Source organism: Pelatocladus sp. BLCC-F211, from assembly GCF_041928655.1.
Taxonomy (GTDB): domain Bacteria; phylum Cyanobacteriota; class Cyanobacteriia; order Cyanobacteriales; family Nostocaceae; genus Pelatocladus.
The window spans coordinates 1-15,747 of the sequence record NZ_JBHFLM010000007.1 but is presented as its reverse complement, the minus strand read 5'-3'; the positions used below and the strand labels follow the sequence as shown (position 1 = coordinate 15,747).

General features: G+C 42.1%; 16 protein-coding genes. 7 read left to right on the top strand and 9 right to left on the bottom strand.

The window, feature by feature from the left end; translation table 11 throughout:
• Window positions 1-24: 24 nt before the first annotated feature.
• The 3 genes from rpmA to ACE1AT_RS00385 all read right to left on the bottom strand — a co-directional run bounded on the left by rpmA (window position 25) and on the right by ACE1AT_RS00385 (window position 1,506).
• Entirely contained in the window at window positions 25-303 is a 279-nt protein-coding gene (rpmA, locus tag ACE1AT_RS00395) for a 50S ribosomal protein L27 (protein WP_374865363.1), read from the bottom strand.
• Between the two features lie 79 nt (window positions 304-382).
• Complete coding sequence (gene rplU, locus ACE1AT_RS00390; protein WP_374865362.1) at window positions 383-790, bottom strand: 50S ribosomal protein L21; 408 nt, start codon at window positions 788-790, stop codon at window positions 383-385.
• Between the two features lie 533 nt (window positions 791-1,323).
• Complete coding sequence (locus tag ACE1AT_RS00385; protein ID WP_374865361.1) at window positions 1,324-1,506, bottom strand: hypothetical protein; 183 nt, start codon at window positions 1,504-1,506, stop codon at window positions 1,324-1,326.
• Between the two features lie 276 nt (window positions 1,507-1,782).
• Here ACE1AT_RS00385 and ACE1AT_RS00380 point away from each other — a divergent pair, with 276 nt between their 5' ends.
• Together ACE1AT_RS00380 and ACE1AT_RS00375 are read left to right on the top strand one after the other, a co-directional pair.
• Window positions 1,783-2,874, top strand: coding sequence for a DNA polymerase beta superfamily protein (locus ACE1AT_RS00380; protein ID WP_374865360.1), 1,092 nt, complete (start codon window positions 1,783-1,785; stop codon window positions 2,872-2,874).
• Between the two features lie 342 nt (window positions 2,875-3,216).
• On the top strand, window positions 3,217-3,435 hold the full coding sequence (locus tag ACE1AT_RS00375; RefSeq protein WP_009458025.1) for a hypothetical protein: 219 nt from the start codon (window positions 3,217-3,219) through the stop codon (window positions 3,433-3,435).
• Window positions 3,436-3,544: 109 nt separating this feature from the next.
• Here the strand turns inward: ACE1AT_RS00375 and ribD are convergent, their stop codons facing one another.
• Together ribD and ACE1AT_RS00365 are read right to left on the bottom strand one after the other, a co-directional pair.
• Window positions 3,545-4,678: a bifunctional diaminohydroxyphosphoribosylaminopyrimidine deaminase/5-amino-6-(5-phosphoribosylamino)uracil reductase RibD gene (gene ribD, locus ACE1AT_RS00370; protein WP_374865359.1), complete on the bottom strand. Its 1,134-nt coding sequence runs from the start codon at window positions 4,676-4,678 to the stop codon at window positions 3,545-3,547.
• Between the two features lie 42 nt (window positions 4,679-4,720).
• Window positions 4,721-4,939, bottom strand: a complete 219-nt coding sequence (locus tag ACE1AT_RS00365) for a hypothetical protein (RefSeq protein ID WP_374865358.1) — start codon at window positions 4,937-4,939, stop codon at window positions 4,721-4,723.
• Between the two features lie 96 nt (window positions 4,940-5,035).
• Between ACE1AT_RS00365 and ACE1AT_RS00360 the strand changes: the two genes are divergently transcribed.
• Window positions 5,036-7,843, top strand: coding sequence for an ATP-binding protein (locus ACE1AT_RS00360; protein WP_374865357.1), 2,808 nt, complete (start codon window positions 5,036-5,038; stop codon window positions 7,841-7,843).
• Window positions 7,844-7,890: 47 nt separating this feature from the next.
• A complete protein-coding gene (locus ACE1AT_RS00355; protein WP_374865356.1) occupies window positions 7,891-9,174 on the top strand; it encodes a sensor histidine kinase in 1,284 nt (427 codons plus the stop codon).
• An 80-nt stretch (window positions 9,175-9,254) separates the two neighbouring features.
• On the opposite strand, the gene mreD is transcribed toward ACE1AT_RS00355, so the two are convergent.
• The 3 genes from mreD to ACE1AT_RS00340 all read right to left on the bottom strand — a co-directional run bounded on the left by mreD (window position 9,255) and on the right by ACE1AT_RS00340 (window position 11,856).
• Window positions 9,255-9,869 (bottom strand): rod shape-determining protein MreD, encoded by a 615-nt coding sequence (gene mreD / locus ACE1AT_RS00350; protein ID WP_374865355.1) that lies wholly within the window; start codon window positions 9,867-9,869, stop codon window positions 9,255-9,257.
• A 97-nt stretch (window positions 9,870-9,966) separates the two neighbouring features.
• Window positions 9,967-10,770, bottom strand: coding sequence for a rod shape-determining protein MreC (mreC, locus tag ACE1AT_RS00345; protein WP_374865354.1), 804 nt, complete (start codon window positions 10,768-10,770; stop codon window positions 9,967-9,969).
• 78 nt (window positions 10,771-10,848) lie between these two features.
• Window positions 10,849-11,856, bottom strand: a complete 1,008-nt coding sequence (locus ACE1AT_RS00340) for a rod shape-determining protein (protein WP_374865353.1) — start codon at window positions 11,854-11,856, stop codon at window positions 10,849-10,851.
• Window positions 11,857-12,225: 369 nt separating this feature from the next.
• Here ACE1AT_RS00340 and ACE1AT_RS00335 point away from each other — a divergent pair, with 369 nt between their 5' ends.
• The gene (locus ACE1AT_RS00335) at window positions 12,226-12,588 is read left to right on the top strand and encodes a single-stranded DNA-binding protein (protein WP_374865352.1); all 363 of its coding nucleotides are present in this window, start codon (window positions 12,226-12,228) and stop codon (window positions 12,586-12,588) included.
• A 79-nt stretch (window positions 12,589-12,667) separates the two neighbouring features.
• Here ACE1AT_RS00335 and ACE1AT_RS00330 read toward each other — a convergent pair whose 3' ends face one another.
• Entirely contained in the window at window positions 12,668-13,414 is a 747-nt protein-coding gene (locus ACE1AT_RS00330; protein ID WP_374865351.1) for an SIMPL domain-containing protein, read from the bottom strand.
• 218 nt (window positions 13,415-13,632) lie between these two features.
• Here ACE1AT_RS00330 and ACE1AT_RS00325 point away from each other — a divergent pair, with 218 nt between their 5' ends.
• Window positions 13,633-14,040: an EVE domain-containing protein gene (locus tag ACE1AT_RS00325; protein WP_374865350.1), complete on the top strand. Its 408-nt coding sequence runs from the start codon at window positions 13,633-13,635 to the stop codon at window positions 14,038-14,040.
• Between the two features lie 93 nt (window positions 14,041-14,133).
• Window positions 14,134-15,609 carry a cation:proton antiporter gene (locus ACE1AT_RS00320; RefSeq protein ID WP_374865349.1) on the top strand — a complete coding sequence of 492 codons (1,476 nt, stop codon included), beginning with the start codon at window positions 14,134-14,136 and terminating at the stop codon, window positions 15,607-15,609.
• Window positions 15,610-15,747: the final 138 nt, after the last annotated feature.

Genomic DNA, 15,747 nt, shown 5'->3' with positions numbered 1-15,747 from the left:
CACCCACCCTAAAATTATTAAATCTTAAGATGCAGCAACAGCTTCAGTCACAGCAGGATAAACGCTAACTTTTTTACGAGTTTTACCCTTGCGTTCAAATGTTACGACACCATCAACTAGAGCGAACAGAGTGTCATCGCTACCAATTCCGACGTTATTACCAGGGTGAAATTTAGTACCACGCTGACGCACCAGAATATTACCAGCGCGAACAACTTCACCACCATAGCGTTTGACACCCAGTCGTTGAGCATTTGAGTCACGACCGTTTCGTGTACTACCTGTTCCTTTCTTATGAGCCATGATTTTCTCCCTTAGAAAAATTGTTGTACGTTGATGGTTGATAGTTCATTGAAATAACCAACAACTAACCAATAACAAATTATTCAGCAGATTCTTGTGCAACCTCAGTCGTTGCTTCGCTATCCACTTCACTACTGACAGTAGCTTCTGCTTCGGAAGCAAGTACAGAACCATTAAGGCTAATGGAATTGATCATCAACCTAGTAATTTCTTGGCGATGTCCGCGCTTTTTGCGGGTTTTCTTTTTCGGTTTCATCTTATAAACCATGACTTTACGACCCCGCAAGTGTCGCATCACAGTCCCTTCTACCTTTGCTCCTGCGACTAACGGCTGACCAATAGTAACTTCACCGTTGTGTTGTACTAGCAAGACTGACTCTATGCTAACTTGCTCATCGGGTTGAGCAGAAAGCAGTTCAATGTCGTAAAAGCGGCCCGGTTCAACTTTTAGTTGCTTACCGCCAGTTTCAATAATTGCGTAAGTCATGTAATTGTCCTTATGGGGTTGCCGTACAGGTAGCTGACTGTCGTATAAAATAAACGCGATCGCTCGCGTTTTTTAAACTACCGTTGCCAGCTTTTGCAATGCGTCTACCTGATCCGAGCAGGAATTAGACAGACAATCTACTATCTTACTTTACACAGTCTATTTTAGTCAAATGAATTTTAAATATTTTATGTTAAGTATACTCTGTGAGTGTCAATTATTTGACATGATGAAAAATTTGCTTTTCTAAAACAAAATCAAGTCTCATATCAAGCCTTTTTCAATTGCTACAACATGTGTTCGTCAAATAATTATTTGTTAATAGCTAGCTAATAATTCATGGAACTTTATTGTCATATCAATTATCAAGCAACTTGCGCCAAATCAATATTTTTATGTTTTTAATTATTCTTCGCTCTTTGTTTTTTAGGATTGAATGCATATTCACATAAAATTGATATTAAATATCAACAAAAAACGACAAATATCATTACTACAATCATGAGTAATAGTATTTGTCGTTGTTGAGAATTTCAGTTGCGAATAGTATTTATATTTTCCCAAGAAGGAGAAAATGATGGAATTGATAAAGAGCAAGCTTTCCAGCCAGATTTTACTCCTACATTTAACAGGTTACACACACCCCCGCGCTGTCCTAAAGGTGTGTAATGCCGACAGTAGCGACAAGCAGAAACACAGGATTTTAAAGTTGCCATAATAAATTTTTTGTGATAAAAAACATTCTCGCTAGAGAGAAATTTTCCTCATCAAGTATGGCAATTATTTCTTCAAAACTACCTGATATTTGTATAATTTAATATAAAAAATTTGCATTGCTAAATAAAAATACATATAGTAAATGCTATAGTAGTTTATACTTACGTATATTCAAGGAAAATTATATAAAAATACGATAAACTACTGGCTAAATAAAATCAGTATTAGTACTTAAAAATAATTATTAGCAATAAACTTCATCTCTAGAAAAACATATGAAAAGAATCGAAGTCGAAAAAAGAAGTATTTTGATAGGTTTAGCAGGTAGTCATGGATATGGTTTAAATCGTCCAGATTCAGACTATGATTATCGAGGAGTATTTATTGCCCCTAAAAGATATTACTTAGGATTTGACCGGATTGAACAAAAAGATGGTGGTTGGGATGAAGTAGGAATATTTTCATTTTTAGATGGAAATAAAGATACAGTCATCTATGAATTAAGAAAAATTATTCAGTTATTAGCTGGAGCCAATCCCAATGTCTTAGAATTGCTGTGGCTGAATGAGTATCCAGTTTTAACATCAGTAGGACAGTATTTAATTAATCATAGAAAAATATTCTTAACTAAGAAGATAAAGCATACTTATTCTGGATATGCTTTTGCTCAAATCAAAAAAATGGAAACTCATCGTAAGTGGTTGTTGAATCCATCAACGAAGAAACCATTACCAGTTGATTTTGGTATAGAAGATGAAGCACCACTCAATAAAGAAGAGTTAAATGCTTTTTTGGAGTATCTATATCACTTAATTAAAGGCAAAATTGAGTATTTAGAAGAAGCAGAAGAATTATATAACTTGCTCACAGCAGATATTGATTTTAAAGCCGTATTGAAACAATATACATTGCCTAGTGAGACTTTAGAATACACACAAAATTTAACGAATAGCCGTAAAGATTTTATTCGCCTACTTCAGAAAAGCCAAAGCTATCAAATTGCTTTAAGAGAGTGGAAAGCATATTTATCATGGCAAGAAAATAGAAATCCTGTGCGAGCGGAAATGGAACGCAAGTCAGGTTTTGATTTGAAACACGGAATGCACTGTATTAGATTATTACGTAGTGGGCTGGAAATATTACGCACAGGAGAACTGATAGTAGATAGAAGAATAGCTGGGGATATTGATGAATTAAAAGCAATTCGCCAAGGAGATTATTCTTATGAACAAGTAATGAAAATGGCAGAAGATTTAATGACTGAGATGCAAAAGGTATATGAAGAATCAACATTACCTGACAAACCTGATATAGAGCAAATTAACGAATTGTGTATAAAATTAGTAGAAATGCAGGGATGGGATTAGAAGTCGAAAATCACAAGTTAAATATCTTAACTTTTTGTTGTTCTGTAATGAACGCTACTTTAACCGAAAGTCAATATGTGTCTATAGGATTTAAAGCAAAAATTTTAGAGGCTTTACGACTTAATAATCAACATTCATGATTGAATAAACATTCAAATATGAATTAGGTTAATTTCTGTTAAACAAGAACTGCAATATCTCTATTCTTAATCTTCATCAAGTTATGAATCAAATTATTAAGTTTGTAATAACACTTATGTCAGGTTGTTGGCTAATACCGGAAGCTGCAATCTAAATTGTGTATCCTGAAGACAACTGACATTATGACAAAATGGAGGTCTAATGACTCCGAAGATTATGCGTCAGCTTTGGTCTGTAATTGAAACGACCCAAACAAAGACGCTGTTGCAATTAGATGATGCTAGCTTAGTCCAGTGGTTGGTTAAGCAAACCAAAACCCAAGCTTTGCTGGATTGCCAAGAAACAGACTTTCTGTGTGACTACATTCAATCTCGGCTACCCCTCATCCGTGATCTTGCTAATGAACGTCAATATTCATGAAAATAGTCATTGGGCATTGGAAATTAGACATTGGGGATTAAGCATAGTTAATAATCATTAACTACTAATCATTAACTCTTGACAAATGACCAATGACTAATGAGCAATGCTAATGACTAATAACTTTTTGTGGTAAATATCCTTCTATTAAACAATCTGCTCCCACCACACGCACCTCAACACGTTCCAAAGACAATGCTTCAGTCATAGTGGTGAAACCCAAATCACCAACGGGTGTTGGAGCATCGCTACCACCAATTATTTTTGGAGCAATGAATGCTAAGATTTTCTGTACTGCTCCCTGAGCGATCGCATTAGCTGCCAGAGTTCCACCACATTCCCACAGCACGCTACAAAAACCCCGTTCGTAGAGGTAAGACATCACTTGTTCTGGTGTCAGTGGTGATATTTCTATTACTTCTACTCCCTGCTTGAGCAACATTTCCTTAGAAGCAGCATTGGCTCTTACATCTGTTAGTACCAAGGTAGGAGCTTCTTCAGTTTGCCATAGATGAGCTTGTGCAGGTAGATTGAGAGTGCGACTCATGACTATCCGTAAAGGATTATGCGCTCCCTGTTGGTGACTAGTTAAACGGGGATTGTCCAATCTGACCGTATTTCCACCGACGATCACAGCATCACAGGCAGCGCGAAATTGATGTACTAAGCTACGAGCTTCCTGGTTAGTTACCCAAGCGCTATGACCAGTAGTTGTAGCTATTTTGCCATCCAATGTCATAGCGTATTTCAATATGCCCAAAGGTCGTTTGTAGAGAATGCGATGAATAAAGCCTTCATTGAGGCGACGACAGGCTTCTTCTTCCACTCCAACTATTACTTCTATACCCGCCGCACGTAACTTAGCAATACCACCACCGCCTACTAGTGGATTGGGATCAACCATACCTACTACCACCTTTGCCACTCCAGCAGCAATTAATGCTTCTGAACAAGGAGGAGTGCGTCCGTAGTGATTGCAAGGTTCAAGACTAACATAGATAGTTGCCCCACGAACATTTGCACCTGCTGCTTTGAGTGCAAAAACTTCTGCGTGCGGTTCACCTGCACGTGGGTGAAAGCCTTCTCCAATAATTTCACCATCTTTAACAATCACTGCCCCTACCATTGGATTTGGGGAAGTGCGTCCCAAAGCGCGCTGTGCAAGTTCCAAACAGCGTCGCATCATTGTTCGGTCAAACTCAGTACATGCTTGTTGTTGGGGATGTGAATCTGATTTAATCACAAATTTTTAATTTTCTTAAGCCCTAATATTTCAACTCTAGCTTTAATCTATCTTGCCAGAGGTTGGCAAAATTCTAGAAAAAATTAAGGGCGAGGACAATTCGCAATTAATAAACTTAGATGCAGCCTGCTTTTCCGGGTTTGGATCTGGTGCTTGATTTTGGAGAATTGGTATTACTTCTATATCTGGAGACGGTGAAATAGCAGTATTGATACCTAAGAGCGTAAATGGTTCTCTTTCATTGTGCTTTGAACTGGTCAATCTGGGAACTATATCTAAAGATATTGTCTAAATTCCACTGGTTTTGGAGTGGTGGCAGTATCCCTCAGATAAAGACGCACATCCTTCATTTGCAACATGGTTAAGACAATACATACTGACGCACAGGCTAACGCCACTAACCTCTCTCCACCTATCGCTTCTGAAAGGCGCCGCGATGGGGCTGGCGATCGCCCCTCATTCCCCTTGCAATGGGTATTAATTGTGCCATTTGTGTTGCAGATTTTTGGGGCAGTGGGACTAGTTGGATACCTGTCGTTTAAAAATGGTGAGAAGGCGGTTCAGGATCTTGCAAAGCAGTTGATGCAGCGCACTAGCAGCCGAGTGAATGACCATTTGAATGCCTACCTGGCAATTCCCCATCAAGTCAACCAAATCAATGCCAATGCTATACGCATGGGATTGCTAAATGTGCGCGATCGCCAAACTGTTGGCAAATACTTCTTTAAGCAAATGCAAGCCTATGACCTGACCTACATTGGTATCGGATTGACGACAGGAGGCGGCACTGGATCTGCCCGCTTTGATGGTAAAACAATCACAATCGACGATTGGGATCGCTCTCCAACTAAGATCAAGACCTATGCAACCAACAGCCAAGGCGAACGAACGCAAGTGGTAAATACCTATGATTTTGATAACTTTAGTTCTCCCTGGTATACAGAGCCAATCCAAAAAAAACGACCGATCTGGTCTCAAATTTACACAATCTACATTGAGAAGTACCCTTACATCGCAGCATCGGCGGGTCGTCCGATTTATGACCAGAATAATCAATTACTCGGCATTGTAGGCACAGACATCCATCTGTTGAAACTGAGCGAATTTTTGCGAAACTTAGATATTAGCCGATCCGGGCAAGTATTTATCCTAGAGCGCGATGGGATGTTGGTGGCTAATTCTGCCCAGGAACAGCCTTTTACTGTCGCCAATCAGGAAATTAAACGCCTCAAAGCAACAGACAGCCCTAATCCAGTCGTTAAAACCATTGCCCAGCAACTGCAACAAAGAATTCCAGACCTGCACACCCTGACCCATGCTCAACACCTGAAAATCAATCTGCAAGGCGAGCCGTATCATGTGCATATTGCTCCCTGGCGCGACCAATATGGCTTGGAATGGTTCGTTGTCACCAGTGTCCCAGAAAGCAGTTTCATGGCGCAAATCAACGCCAACACCCAAACTACTATTTGGCTTTGTGTGGGGGCTTTGGTGGTAGCAACGACGGTCGGCATCTTCACTTCCCGTTGGTTAGCGATTCCGATTCTGCGCGTAAATCAGGCGAGTCAGGCAGTGGCAGCTGGTGACTTAGACCAAATAGTGACAGTGGGCAATATCCAGGAACTCAACAGCCTGACCCATTCCTTTAATCAAATGGCAGGACGACTGCGCGAATCTTTCACCGCTTTAGAAAAAAGTAAAGCAGAACTAGAAGAACGAGTGGCAGAACGCACGGCTGAATTGCAACAGGCAAAAGAAGCAGCCGAAGCCGCCAATCGTACCAAAAGCGAATTTCTCGCCAACATGAACCACGAACTACGGACTCCACTCAATGGCATTCTAGGTTATGCCCAAATCCTCCAGCGCGATCCGGCAACCACCACCAAACAGATGAAGGGATTAGGGATAATTCACCAGTGCGCTTCCCATCTACTGACGCTGATCAACGACATTTTGGATCTGTCAAAGTTGGAAGTGCAGAAGATGGAACTCTATCCCCAAGATTTCCATTTGGCAAACTTCCTGACCTCCACCGTTGATATTTGCCGTGTCAAAGCCGAGCAAAAGGGCGTAGAGTTTCATTATCAACCCGCCGCCAAGCTGCCCACCGCCATCCATGCCGATGATAAACGACTACGGCAAGTGTTGTTAAATTTGCTCAGTAACGCTGTCAAGTTTACCGACTTTGGCACAGTATCCTTCCGGATTGAACCAGTCGATACCCCAACAGCATCCGATCACACCCACCGGGTTTGCTTCCAAGTGAAAGATACTGGCATTGGCATTGCACCCGAAAAACTATCCACAATTTTTCTGCCCTTTGAGCAAGCAGGGAAACGAGAACGCAACACTGAAGGCACTGGATTAGGACTCGCCATCAGTCAACAAATCATCGAGAAGATGGGTAGCACTATTCACGTCGAGAGTGTTCTTGGTCAAGGAAGTTGCTTCTGGTTTGAAGTGGACTTACCCCTGGCTTCAGACTGGACAGTAGGGCAGGCGATCGCCAACCAAAAAGTCATTGGCTACCAAGGCGAACGGCGCAAAATCTTGGTAATCGATGATCGCCAAGAAAACCGCCTGGTCGCAGTCAATATGCTAGAACCATTGGGCTTCAAGCTAGCAGAAGCCAAGAATGGACAAGCGGGTTTAGACACCGCTATCCAAATGCGCCCCGACTTGATTATCACCGATATACATATGTCCGGGATGGATGGCTTAGAAATGACTCGTCGCCTGCGTCAACTGCCCGACTTTGCTTCCACCCCAATTATTGCCTCCCCTGCCACTCTATCCCAAGTGGATATGCAGGCAAGTCTGGATGCTGGGTGTAGTAGCTTTTTCCCGAAACCCATCGAGTTCACTGGGCTACTTGCCGAATTACAGCGACTTTTGCAGTTGCAATGGGTTTACGAAGCTGTACCAGAACTCACCCAAGCAGTTGCAACCACTGACGACGAAGGCGACCTGGTGCTGCCCTCACCCGAAGAACTCACCGCCCTCTACGCTGCTATTCAAGGTGGATTCATCACCGATGTGCAACAGGAAGCCAACCGGATCAAACAATTAGCACCCGAATATGTCGCCTTTGCCAACCGGGTGCTAGAACTCAGCCAAAACTTTGACGATGAAGCTATCCTGCGTTTGCTTGAAAGAGCGGTGTAATCATATAGCCCACGATTCAACCCACTATTTATTTCAGGTATGTAACTATGTCTGTTGATGGCTTGACTCAGGAAAACACGATTTTAGTTGTAGATGACACCCCCACCAATCTGCAAGTGTTGTTTGATTTGTTAAGTGAACAAGGCTACCGAGTGGCGATCGCCAAAAATGGTGAAACTGCCCTGCAAAGAATGCAAACCTCTCAGCCCAACTTGATTTTGTTGGATGTGATGATGCCAGGAATCGATGGCTTTGAAACCTGCCAAAGGCTCAAAGCTAATCCCGCCACTCGCGATCTTCCGGTGATTTTCATGACCGCTCTTTCTGACTCAGTCGATAAAGTGAAAGGCTTAAGCCTGGGTGCTGTGGATTACATCACCAAACCGATTCAGCACGAGGAAGTCTTAGCACGTATCCGGGTGCATCTGCAACTCCGTAATGCTACTCGTGTGATGGAACAGCGTACGGATGAACTCAACCAAGCGTTAGAAAGTCTCAAGCAAGCTCAACTGCATCTGGTACAAGGTGAAAAAATGTCTGCCCTCGGTCAGCTGGTGGCGGGAATTGCTCACGAAATCAACAATCCGGTGAATTTTATTCACGGCAACCTGATCTATGTGAAGGAATATACTCAAGATTTACTGGAATTTGTTCAACTCTACCAGAAGCATTATCCCAATCCAGTAGACGAAATTCAAGAACATGCAGAAGCTCTGGATCTGGAATTTCTGCAAGAGGATTTGTTAAAGATGCTGAGTTCAATGCAAATGGGCAGCGATCGCATTCGCCACCTCGTCCTCTCCCTACGCAACTTCTCCCGTCTGGATGAAGCCGAACTCAAACCCGTCGATATCCATGCAGGTATCGACAGTACCCTGGTGATTTTGCAACATCGCCTCAAAGCTAAACCTGATTTTCCTGCCATTCAAGTCATCAAAGACTACGCGCAGTTACCAGAGGTTGAATGCTATCCCAGTCAACTCAACCAGGTGTTTATGAATATTTTGAGTAATGCGATTGATGTCTTAGAAGAGTCAGCGGTCGCCTCTCCCAGCATCACCATCCGTACTTCTGTAATCGATACTAACTGGGTCGCAGTTGCCATTGCCGATAATGGAGTCGGCATTCCGGAATCCGTTCGCTCTAAACTATTCGATCCCTTTTTCACTACCAAACCCGTTGGCAAAGGAACTGGATTGGGGTTGTCTATTAGCTATCAAATTGTCACCGAAAAACACAGTGGCAAGATCGAGTGTCATTCCAATGTGGGGCAAGGAACCGAGTTTGTCGTGCAAATTCCAGTGTGGCAGGTCATGGCACAGGTCGCTTGAGAATCTTTTTATAGACAGTTTACCGCGCTACGATCCCCATGATTTCGTCAACAGACAAGCCACAGCCAAGTTATTACAAATTATTGCTCGGCTAATTTCAGTTGTTGCCACCAACGATTCAGAGGAAAATAAACCACTGGCGCCCAGAGACTACTGACTATAGCAGAGGCAAGGGTGACCTTTTGATAATAACTCCAGATATCTACTGCATTGCGATCGCGCATTAAAACCAATTGTACAGCAAAGATTGTTTCCACCAAAACTGCCATTCCAAAAACAATTAAGGCAATTGAAATAAAATCTTCTTGAATAAAACGTTGTTTTTGCAGCAAAGCTGTCATACATCCTACTACTGCTAGACTGAGTGCATGAGTGGGATCGGGTGACGTCATCGCATCTTGAAGTAAGCCTAAAATTATACCCGCGAATGCACCTTGGAAAGCTGTACGCTTCACACTCCAAGCTACTACCCAAATTAATAACCAATTAGGCCCAATACCTAATAGTTCCATACCAGGAAGACGAGTGAGCAGCATCAGCAAGCATAGGAGCACAGATCCAAAAATCACAGCCCAATTTACCAGTAGTCGAAGGCGGGGATGCCAACGTGAAATGGGGTTGATTTTAATTATGGATTTTCGCGATCGCGATTTTGGCTTATTTTGCCTGCCACCCCGAAATGCAGGAATTTTCATTTTTTTATTAACTACTTATGTGCAAAGTACACAAAAAAAATATATATAAACATTCACCCTACCCTACACCGAAGGCGCTCAAAAGGTGTTTACATCCTTATTTTTGTGATTGTGAATTTTCTAGTTGTTGATTTTCTAGTTGTTGATTTTCTGGTTTGGGATATACAGTTACCCAATCTAAAGAACGAATTGGTGGAAATAGTTCTACTTTCGCCACCGATGCTGGCAGTTTCTTTAAATCTAAAGATTTAATTTTACCGATTGCCAAACCAGAGGGAAACTTTTGACTATAGGTAGATGTGACAATTACATCACCAGGTTTGACATTGGGAACTTTTTCATAAAACTCCAGTACCGCTTCTGCGGAAGCATCACCCCGCAAAACGCCCTTCGCTCCAGTACGGCTAATATTTACACCCACCTTACTTTTCATGTCACTGATTAATAACACGCGGCTAGTATTAGGAGTAACATTTTCTACTAGACCGACTAACCCACCTTCAGCTTTGACTACAAAACCTTCTTGAATTCCCGCCTGACTACCCCGGTTGAGAATTACCTGTTGCCACCAATTGTCCGCACTGCGTCCCACCACCCGTGCTGGGATAGAACGCGATGAGAGCGGCTCTTTTTCAACGTAACCCAGCAACTGTTGTAGCTTTTGATTCTGGTTTTCTAATTCTGTAATTTGGGCTTCTAATTCTAATACACGAGAATCTTTCAACCGTTCTTCTGGAGTTGGCCCTGGCTGCAAAATCTGGAACTGACTGGTAACGCCCTGATAAATTTCCAGTAACAAAGCTCCTTGAGTTTGTCTGAGTACCCAAGCTCCACCAACTATTAGAGACAGTAGCCCAATATGGAATCCTTTATGCTCCCACCAGCGACGCGCTGTAAACATATATACCTTTATCTAGTCGTGTAAATATTAACAACATTGAATTATTTGCAAACCCAATTCTTGGATTGCTTATTTTGATTACATGTTCCGGGAACGTCCACTGAACACTCGTTCTAGCTGTTTGAAGTTTTCTAAAACACGACCTGTACCTAATACCACACAGCTTAGAGGATCAGCAGCAACGTGGGTTACAATCCCAGTTTCATGGCTAATTAAGGTATCTAGTCCTTTGAGCAAAGCGCCGCCCCCTGCTAGCATAATGCCCCGGTCAATGATGTCTGCTGCTAGTTCTGGAGGTGTACGTTCCAGAGTCCGCTTCACAGCTTCAATGATCACTGATAGTGGTTCTGACATACTTTCACGAATTTCTGCCCCTTTGATGGTTACAGTACGTGGTAAACCAGAAAGTAAGTGTAAACCTCGGACTTCCATCATCAAATCATCTTCATTGTGAATCGGATAGGCCGAACCAATACGAATCTTAATATCCTCAGCAGTACGTTCCCCGATGACCAGGTTATGAACTTTCTTCATGTACTGCATAATTGATTCTGTTAGTTCATCTCCAGCAATACGGACTGATTCACTCAATACTGTACCCTGAAGACTCAGTACTGCTACTTCTGTAGTACCACCACCAATATCAATGATCATGTTGCCAGTTGGTTCGGCTACGGGTAATCCCGCCCCAATTGCTGCTGCAACAGGTTCGTCTATTAAGTAAACTTCTCTGGCACCCGCTTGTGTAGCTGCATCCATCACAGCTCGTCTTTCTACACCTGTTACACCACTGGGTATACCAATGACAATTCGAGGTAGTACTAGTGATTTACCCTCATTGACACGCTGTATAAAACTTTTTAGCATGAGTTCGGCTGTATCGAAATCAGCAATTACACCATCGCGCAAGGGGCGCAGGGCAATCACATTTCCAGGTGTTCGGCCGAGCATTTTTTTCGCATCTTCTCCTACTGCCAGTGCTACCTTTTCGTTTTGGTCGATGGCAACTACTGATGGTTCTTGAAGAACAATACCTTTACCAGATACATACACTAGGGTATTGGCGGTACCGAGGTCGATACCCATATCTCGCGATAAGGAAAACTTACTGAAAAGGCCCACGCGTTTTGTCGCCCCCTAATTTGATTCTTTTGACTACTACCGTGAGAGAGAATTGTGCAGGATTCTATTACTTTTTTTGACCGGAGTCTAGTAAAGCAGGCTATATTTTGTATAAGTTTTGGGAATCTTTTGCTTATTAGTTGCTGCTACTGTTTTATATTCTCTGGCTGTAGGCACATATCCGTACGCTTTTGCATGTAAGAAAGAGTAATTTTTATCATTATAGTCAGTAATTATAATTGTTAATTATTTAACATACTTTTTATGGCTTGATAATTCGCTATTATAAAAATCATTGTGTGATAAGTACGTCTGTACTGAAAGGCAATAACTATGAGCATTAATATCGTCACCCTAGTTGGTCGTGTAGGCGGCGACCCAGATATGAAGTATTTTGAAGATAGTGGCAGTGTCAAATGTAAATTAACACTGGCGGTGAGGCGGCGATCGCGCAATAATGATGAACCTGATTGGTTCAACTTAGAGCTATGGGGAAATACTGCGGAAGTAGCCGGTCGCTTTGTACGTAAAGGAAGTCTGATCGGAATTAAAGGTTCCTTAAAGTTTGACACTTGGAACGATCGCACCACCGGCGCCCTCCGTTCTTCCCCAGTTATTAGAGTAGATCAACTAGATTTACTAGGTTCCAAGCGGGATGAAGGAGAGATGATGGATAATAATCCTGATAATTTTTAGTTTGGGTCATTGGTCATTAGTCATTGGTCATTGGTAAGAACACATGACTATTGTAGAGACGCGATTAATCGCGTCTCTACTAATAACTAATTTCCAACGTCACCGATGCTTCTACCTGCTGTTCACCACCTTCTACAGGAGTGGAAGCATCTGCTACCTTTGCTGCTTCTGCACGGAACATGGGACGTGGCGGTGGTGGTGTAGCGTTTGCACCGTTAACTTGAATGCTCACTACTTCTTTACGCTGGAAACCCAAAGCACCAAAAACAGCATCAGCTTGCTGTTGAGCTTCTTGGGTAGCTTCTTTGAGTGCTTGCTTTTGGGCTTGTGCGATCGCCTCATCAGTAGCCACAAAACTAATACCATTAATCTGCGTTGCACCAGCTTTAACAGCTTCATCCAACAATGAACCAGCTTTATCAGTACCTATACGGAAACTTACAGTATTGCTAGCACTATAACCAGTTAGACGTTGAATGTTATCTTTATAACTAAATACTGGATTAAGAGTAATGCCAGTAGTTTGTAATTTCTCCACATTACGAGTCTTGAGCAGTGCTACCACTGCCGATGACCTACGAGCAGCCTCTTGTTGTGCTTCCTGGGCTGTTTTAGCCTGTACCTCTACACCTAATACAACTTGAGCTAGGGTAGCAGGAATTGCTTCTACTCCGCGGCCAGTAACTGTGAGAGTCCGTAACATCCTTTGTTTGTCTTGTGCTAAAACTGGCTGGGTAAAGGTGACACACACAAGTAGGCCTAAAGATAAAGTCTTCCATAAGTTCCCAGTCAATAACCGAGAACCCAACCAAGCGGGTTTATTCATAAATTTCACTCCTCGAAATTATTTTTTAGTAGTTATTAGTTTTTAGTTGTTAGTTGTACCCTGCGCGAAGCCACAAAGCTTTGCGTCCTGACTAACCACTAACTACTAACCATGAATTGATTATGTGTTTCTACTTTGACACGTGATTATTACTATATCTAGGATGGTTACATTTTTAGATACTTGAAAAATATACGAGAACTTTTGGAGATGCTTTCATGGCGTATTGGTTACTCAAAACTGAGCCGGAGGAATATTCTTACTCAGATTTAGAACACAATGGCAGTACAGTGTGGAATGGAGTTAACAATGCCTTAGCCCTCAAGCATCTACGCACAATTAACACTGGTGATTTAGCGTTAATTTATCACACTGGCAAGGAGCGGCAAATTATCGGTGTAGCAGAAGTTACTAGTCAACCTTACCCCGATCCAAAATTAAATGATGTTAAACGAGTAGTTGTAGATTTGCGGGCTGTTCAAAGAATGCCTCAACCCGTTACTCTAGGTCAAATTAAACAAGATAGTAGCTTTGCAAATTTTGATTTGGTGCGTCTTCCTAGACTATCTGTAGTCCCAGTGTCAGAGTCCCACTGGCAGCGTCTCCTACAATTGTCAAAGGGGTAATGGTTATTTGTTGATGGTTGGTGGTTGATGCTTTATTCTCCAAACAACAAACAACCAACAACTAACAACTAACAACAGATACATTAGTAAAGAATGATTTGCACAGAATCAATGCAGTTTATAAGCTCAATCAACTTATCGTTACCCTTACTCGCAACTACAGGTGAAACAGCTGATAGTTCGCTAATAGTGGCAGCAGTACTGCTGAGTTTGGTAGTAGTATACTTTGCTAGTAAACTTGGTGGAGAATTATCTAACCGCTTTGGTTTACCACCTGTTTTAGGCGAACTTGTAGGTGGTGTAGTGGTGGGTGTATCTGTTTTGCATCTGTTGGTATTTCCGGAAACAGGCGCGGACAGTTCAGGTTCTTTAATCATCTCCTTTCTCAAAACCACTGCTGGTTTGAATCCTGATGCAGCAGAAAGTGTATTTGTTACTCAGTCGGAGGTAATTTCTGTTTTAGCAGAACTGGGTGTAATTATCTTGCTGTTTGAAATCGGTCTAGAGTCAAATTTAAAAGACTTGATGGCAGTGGGTATTCAAGCGGCTATTGTGGCAGTAGTAGGGGTAGTCGTACCTTTTGCTGCTGGTACAGCAGGTTTAATGATTTTGTTTGGTATCCCCGCAGTTCCAGCAATTTTTGCTGGCGCAGCACTCACTGCTACTAGTATTGGTATTACTTCCAAAGTTTTGTCAGAATTGGGGCGTCTCAATTCCAAGGAGGGACAGATTATTCTTGGTGCAGCTGTAATCGATGACGTACTAGGAATTATTGTTCTGGCGGTGGTAGCAAGTCTTGCTAAAGATGGTGCTGTTGATGTTGGCAAGGTTGTTTATTTAATTATCAGTGCTAGTGGTTTTCTTTTGGGTGCGATCGCTCTCGGTAACTTTTTCAACAAAACTTTTGTGGCGATCGTTGATAAACTCAAAACACGTGGTGAACTGGTCATACCAGCGTTTATTTTCGCTTTTGTAATGGCCTATATTGCTGATGTCATCCAGTTAGAAGCTATTTTAGGAGCTTTTGCAGCCGGTTTGGTTTTGGAAGAAACAGATAAACGTAAAGAACTCCAAAAACAAATCATTCCGATTGCTGATATGCTGGTGCCGATTTTCTTTGTGACTGTAGGCGCAAAAACTGACTTGAGTGTTTTAAATCCAGCAGTTCCTACGAACCGAGAAGGTTTAACGATGGCTACTTTCCTGATCATAGTAGCCATTCTTGGTAAACTTGTTACAGGCTTGAGCGTATTTGGTCAACCTCAAATCAATCGTTTGGCTATTGGTGTAGGAATGATTCCCCGTGGTGAAGTCGGATTGGTGTTTCTTGGTATTGGTTCGAGTATTAATATTCTCTCGAAACCACTGGAAGCAGCAATTATCATGATGGTGATCATCACAACCTTTTTAGCCCCTCCTTTTTTGCGGTTCGTTTTCCCAGAACCAACGTTGATATCAGAAGACTCCAATGAATTACTTCTAGATGGTTCCTCTGGAACTTCGTTAGCAATAAATTCCTCTAATAGTGAAAATCTAGAAGCCAATTCAAATTCCCAAGAAGCTAAGTAAACCACGTCTACTTTGAGAACTGTAGTTTTGTAGGTTGGGTGTAGCGACAGCGAAACCCAACATTATAGTCTGGTTAATGTTGGGTTACACTCCGTTCCACCCAACCTACATAATGTCCTTTTTGAAAAACTCCTCTTT

Coding starts and splice junctions, on each gene's coding strand:
- rpmA (WP_374865363.1), bottom strand. CDS start 303: ATGGCTCATAAGAAAGGAACAGGTAGTACACGAAACGGTCGTGACTCA.
- rplU (WP_374865362.1), bottom strand. CDS start 790: ATGACTTACGCAATTATTGAAACTGGCGGTAAGCAACTAAAAGTTGAA.
- ACE1AT_RS00385 (WP_374865361.1), bottom strand. CDS start 1,506: ATGGCAACTTTAAAATCCTGTGTTTCTGCTTGTCGCTACTGTCGGCAT.
- ACE1AT_RS00380 (WP_374865360.1), top strand. CDS start 1,783: ATGAAAAGAATCGAAGTCGAAAAAAGAAGTATTTTGATAGGTTTAGCA.
- ACE1AT_RS00375 (WP_009458025.1), top strand. CDS start 3,217: ATGACTCCGAAGATTATGCGTCAGCTTTGGTCTGTAATTGAAACGACC.
- ACE1AT_RS00360 (WP_374865357.1), top strand. CDS start 5,036: ATGGTTAAGACAATACATACTGACGCACAGGCTAACGCCACTAACCTC.
- ACE1AT_RS00355 (WP_374865356.1), top strand. CDS start 7,891: ATGTCTGTTGATGGCTTGACTCAGGAAAACACGATTTTAGTTGTAGAT.
- mreD (WP_374865355.1), bottom strand. CDS start 9,869: ATGAAAATTCCTGCATTTCGGGGTGGCAGGCAAAATAAGCCAAAATCG.
- mreC (WP_374865354.1), bottom strand. CDS start 10,770: ATGTTTACAGCGCGTCGCTGGTGGGAGCATAAAGGATTCCATATTGGG.
- ACE1AT_RS00340 (WP_374865353.1), bottom strand. CDS start 11,856: ATGGGTATCGACCTCGGTACCGCCAATACCCTAGTGTATGTATCTGGT.
- ACE1AT_RS00335 (WP_374865352.1), top strand. CDS start 12,226: ATGAGCATTAATATCGTCACCCTAGTTGGTCGTGTAGGCGGCGACCCA.
- ACE1AT_RS00330 (WP_374865351.1), bottom strand. CDS start 13,414: ATGAATAAACCCGCTTGGTTGGGTTCTCGGTTATTGACTGGGAACTTA.
- ACE1AT_RS00325 (WP_374865350.1), top strand. CDS start 13,633: ATGGCGTATTGGTTACTCAAAACTGAGCCGGAGGAATATTCTTACTCA.
- ACE1AT_RS00320 (WP_374865349.1), top strand. CDS start 14,134: ATGATTTGCACAGAATCAATGCAGTTTATAAGCTCAATCAACTTATCG.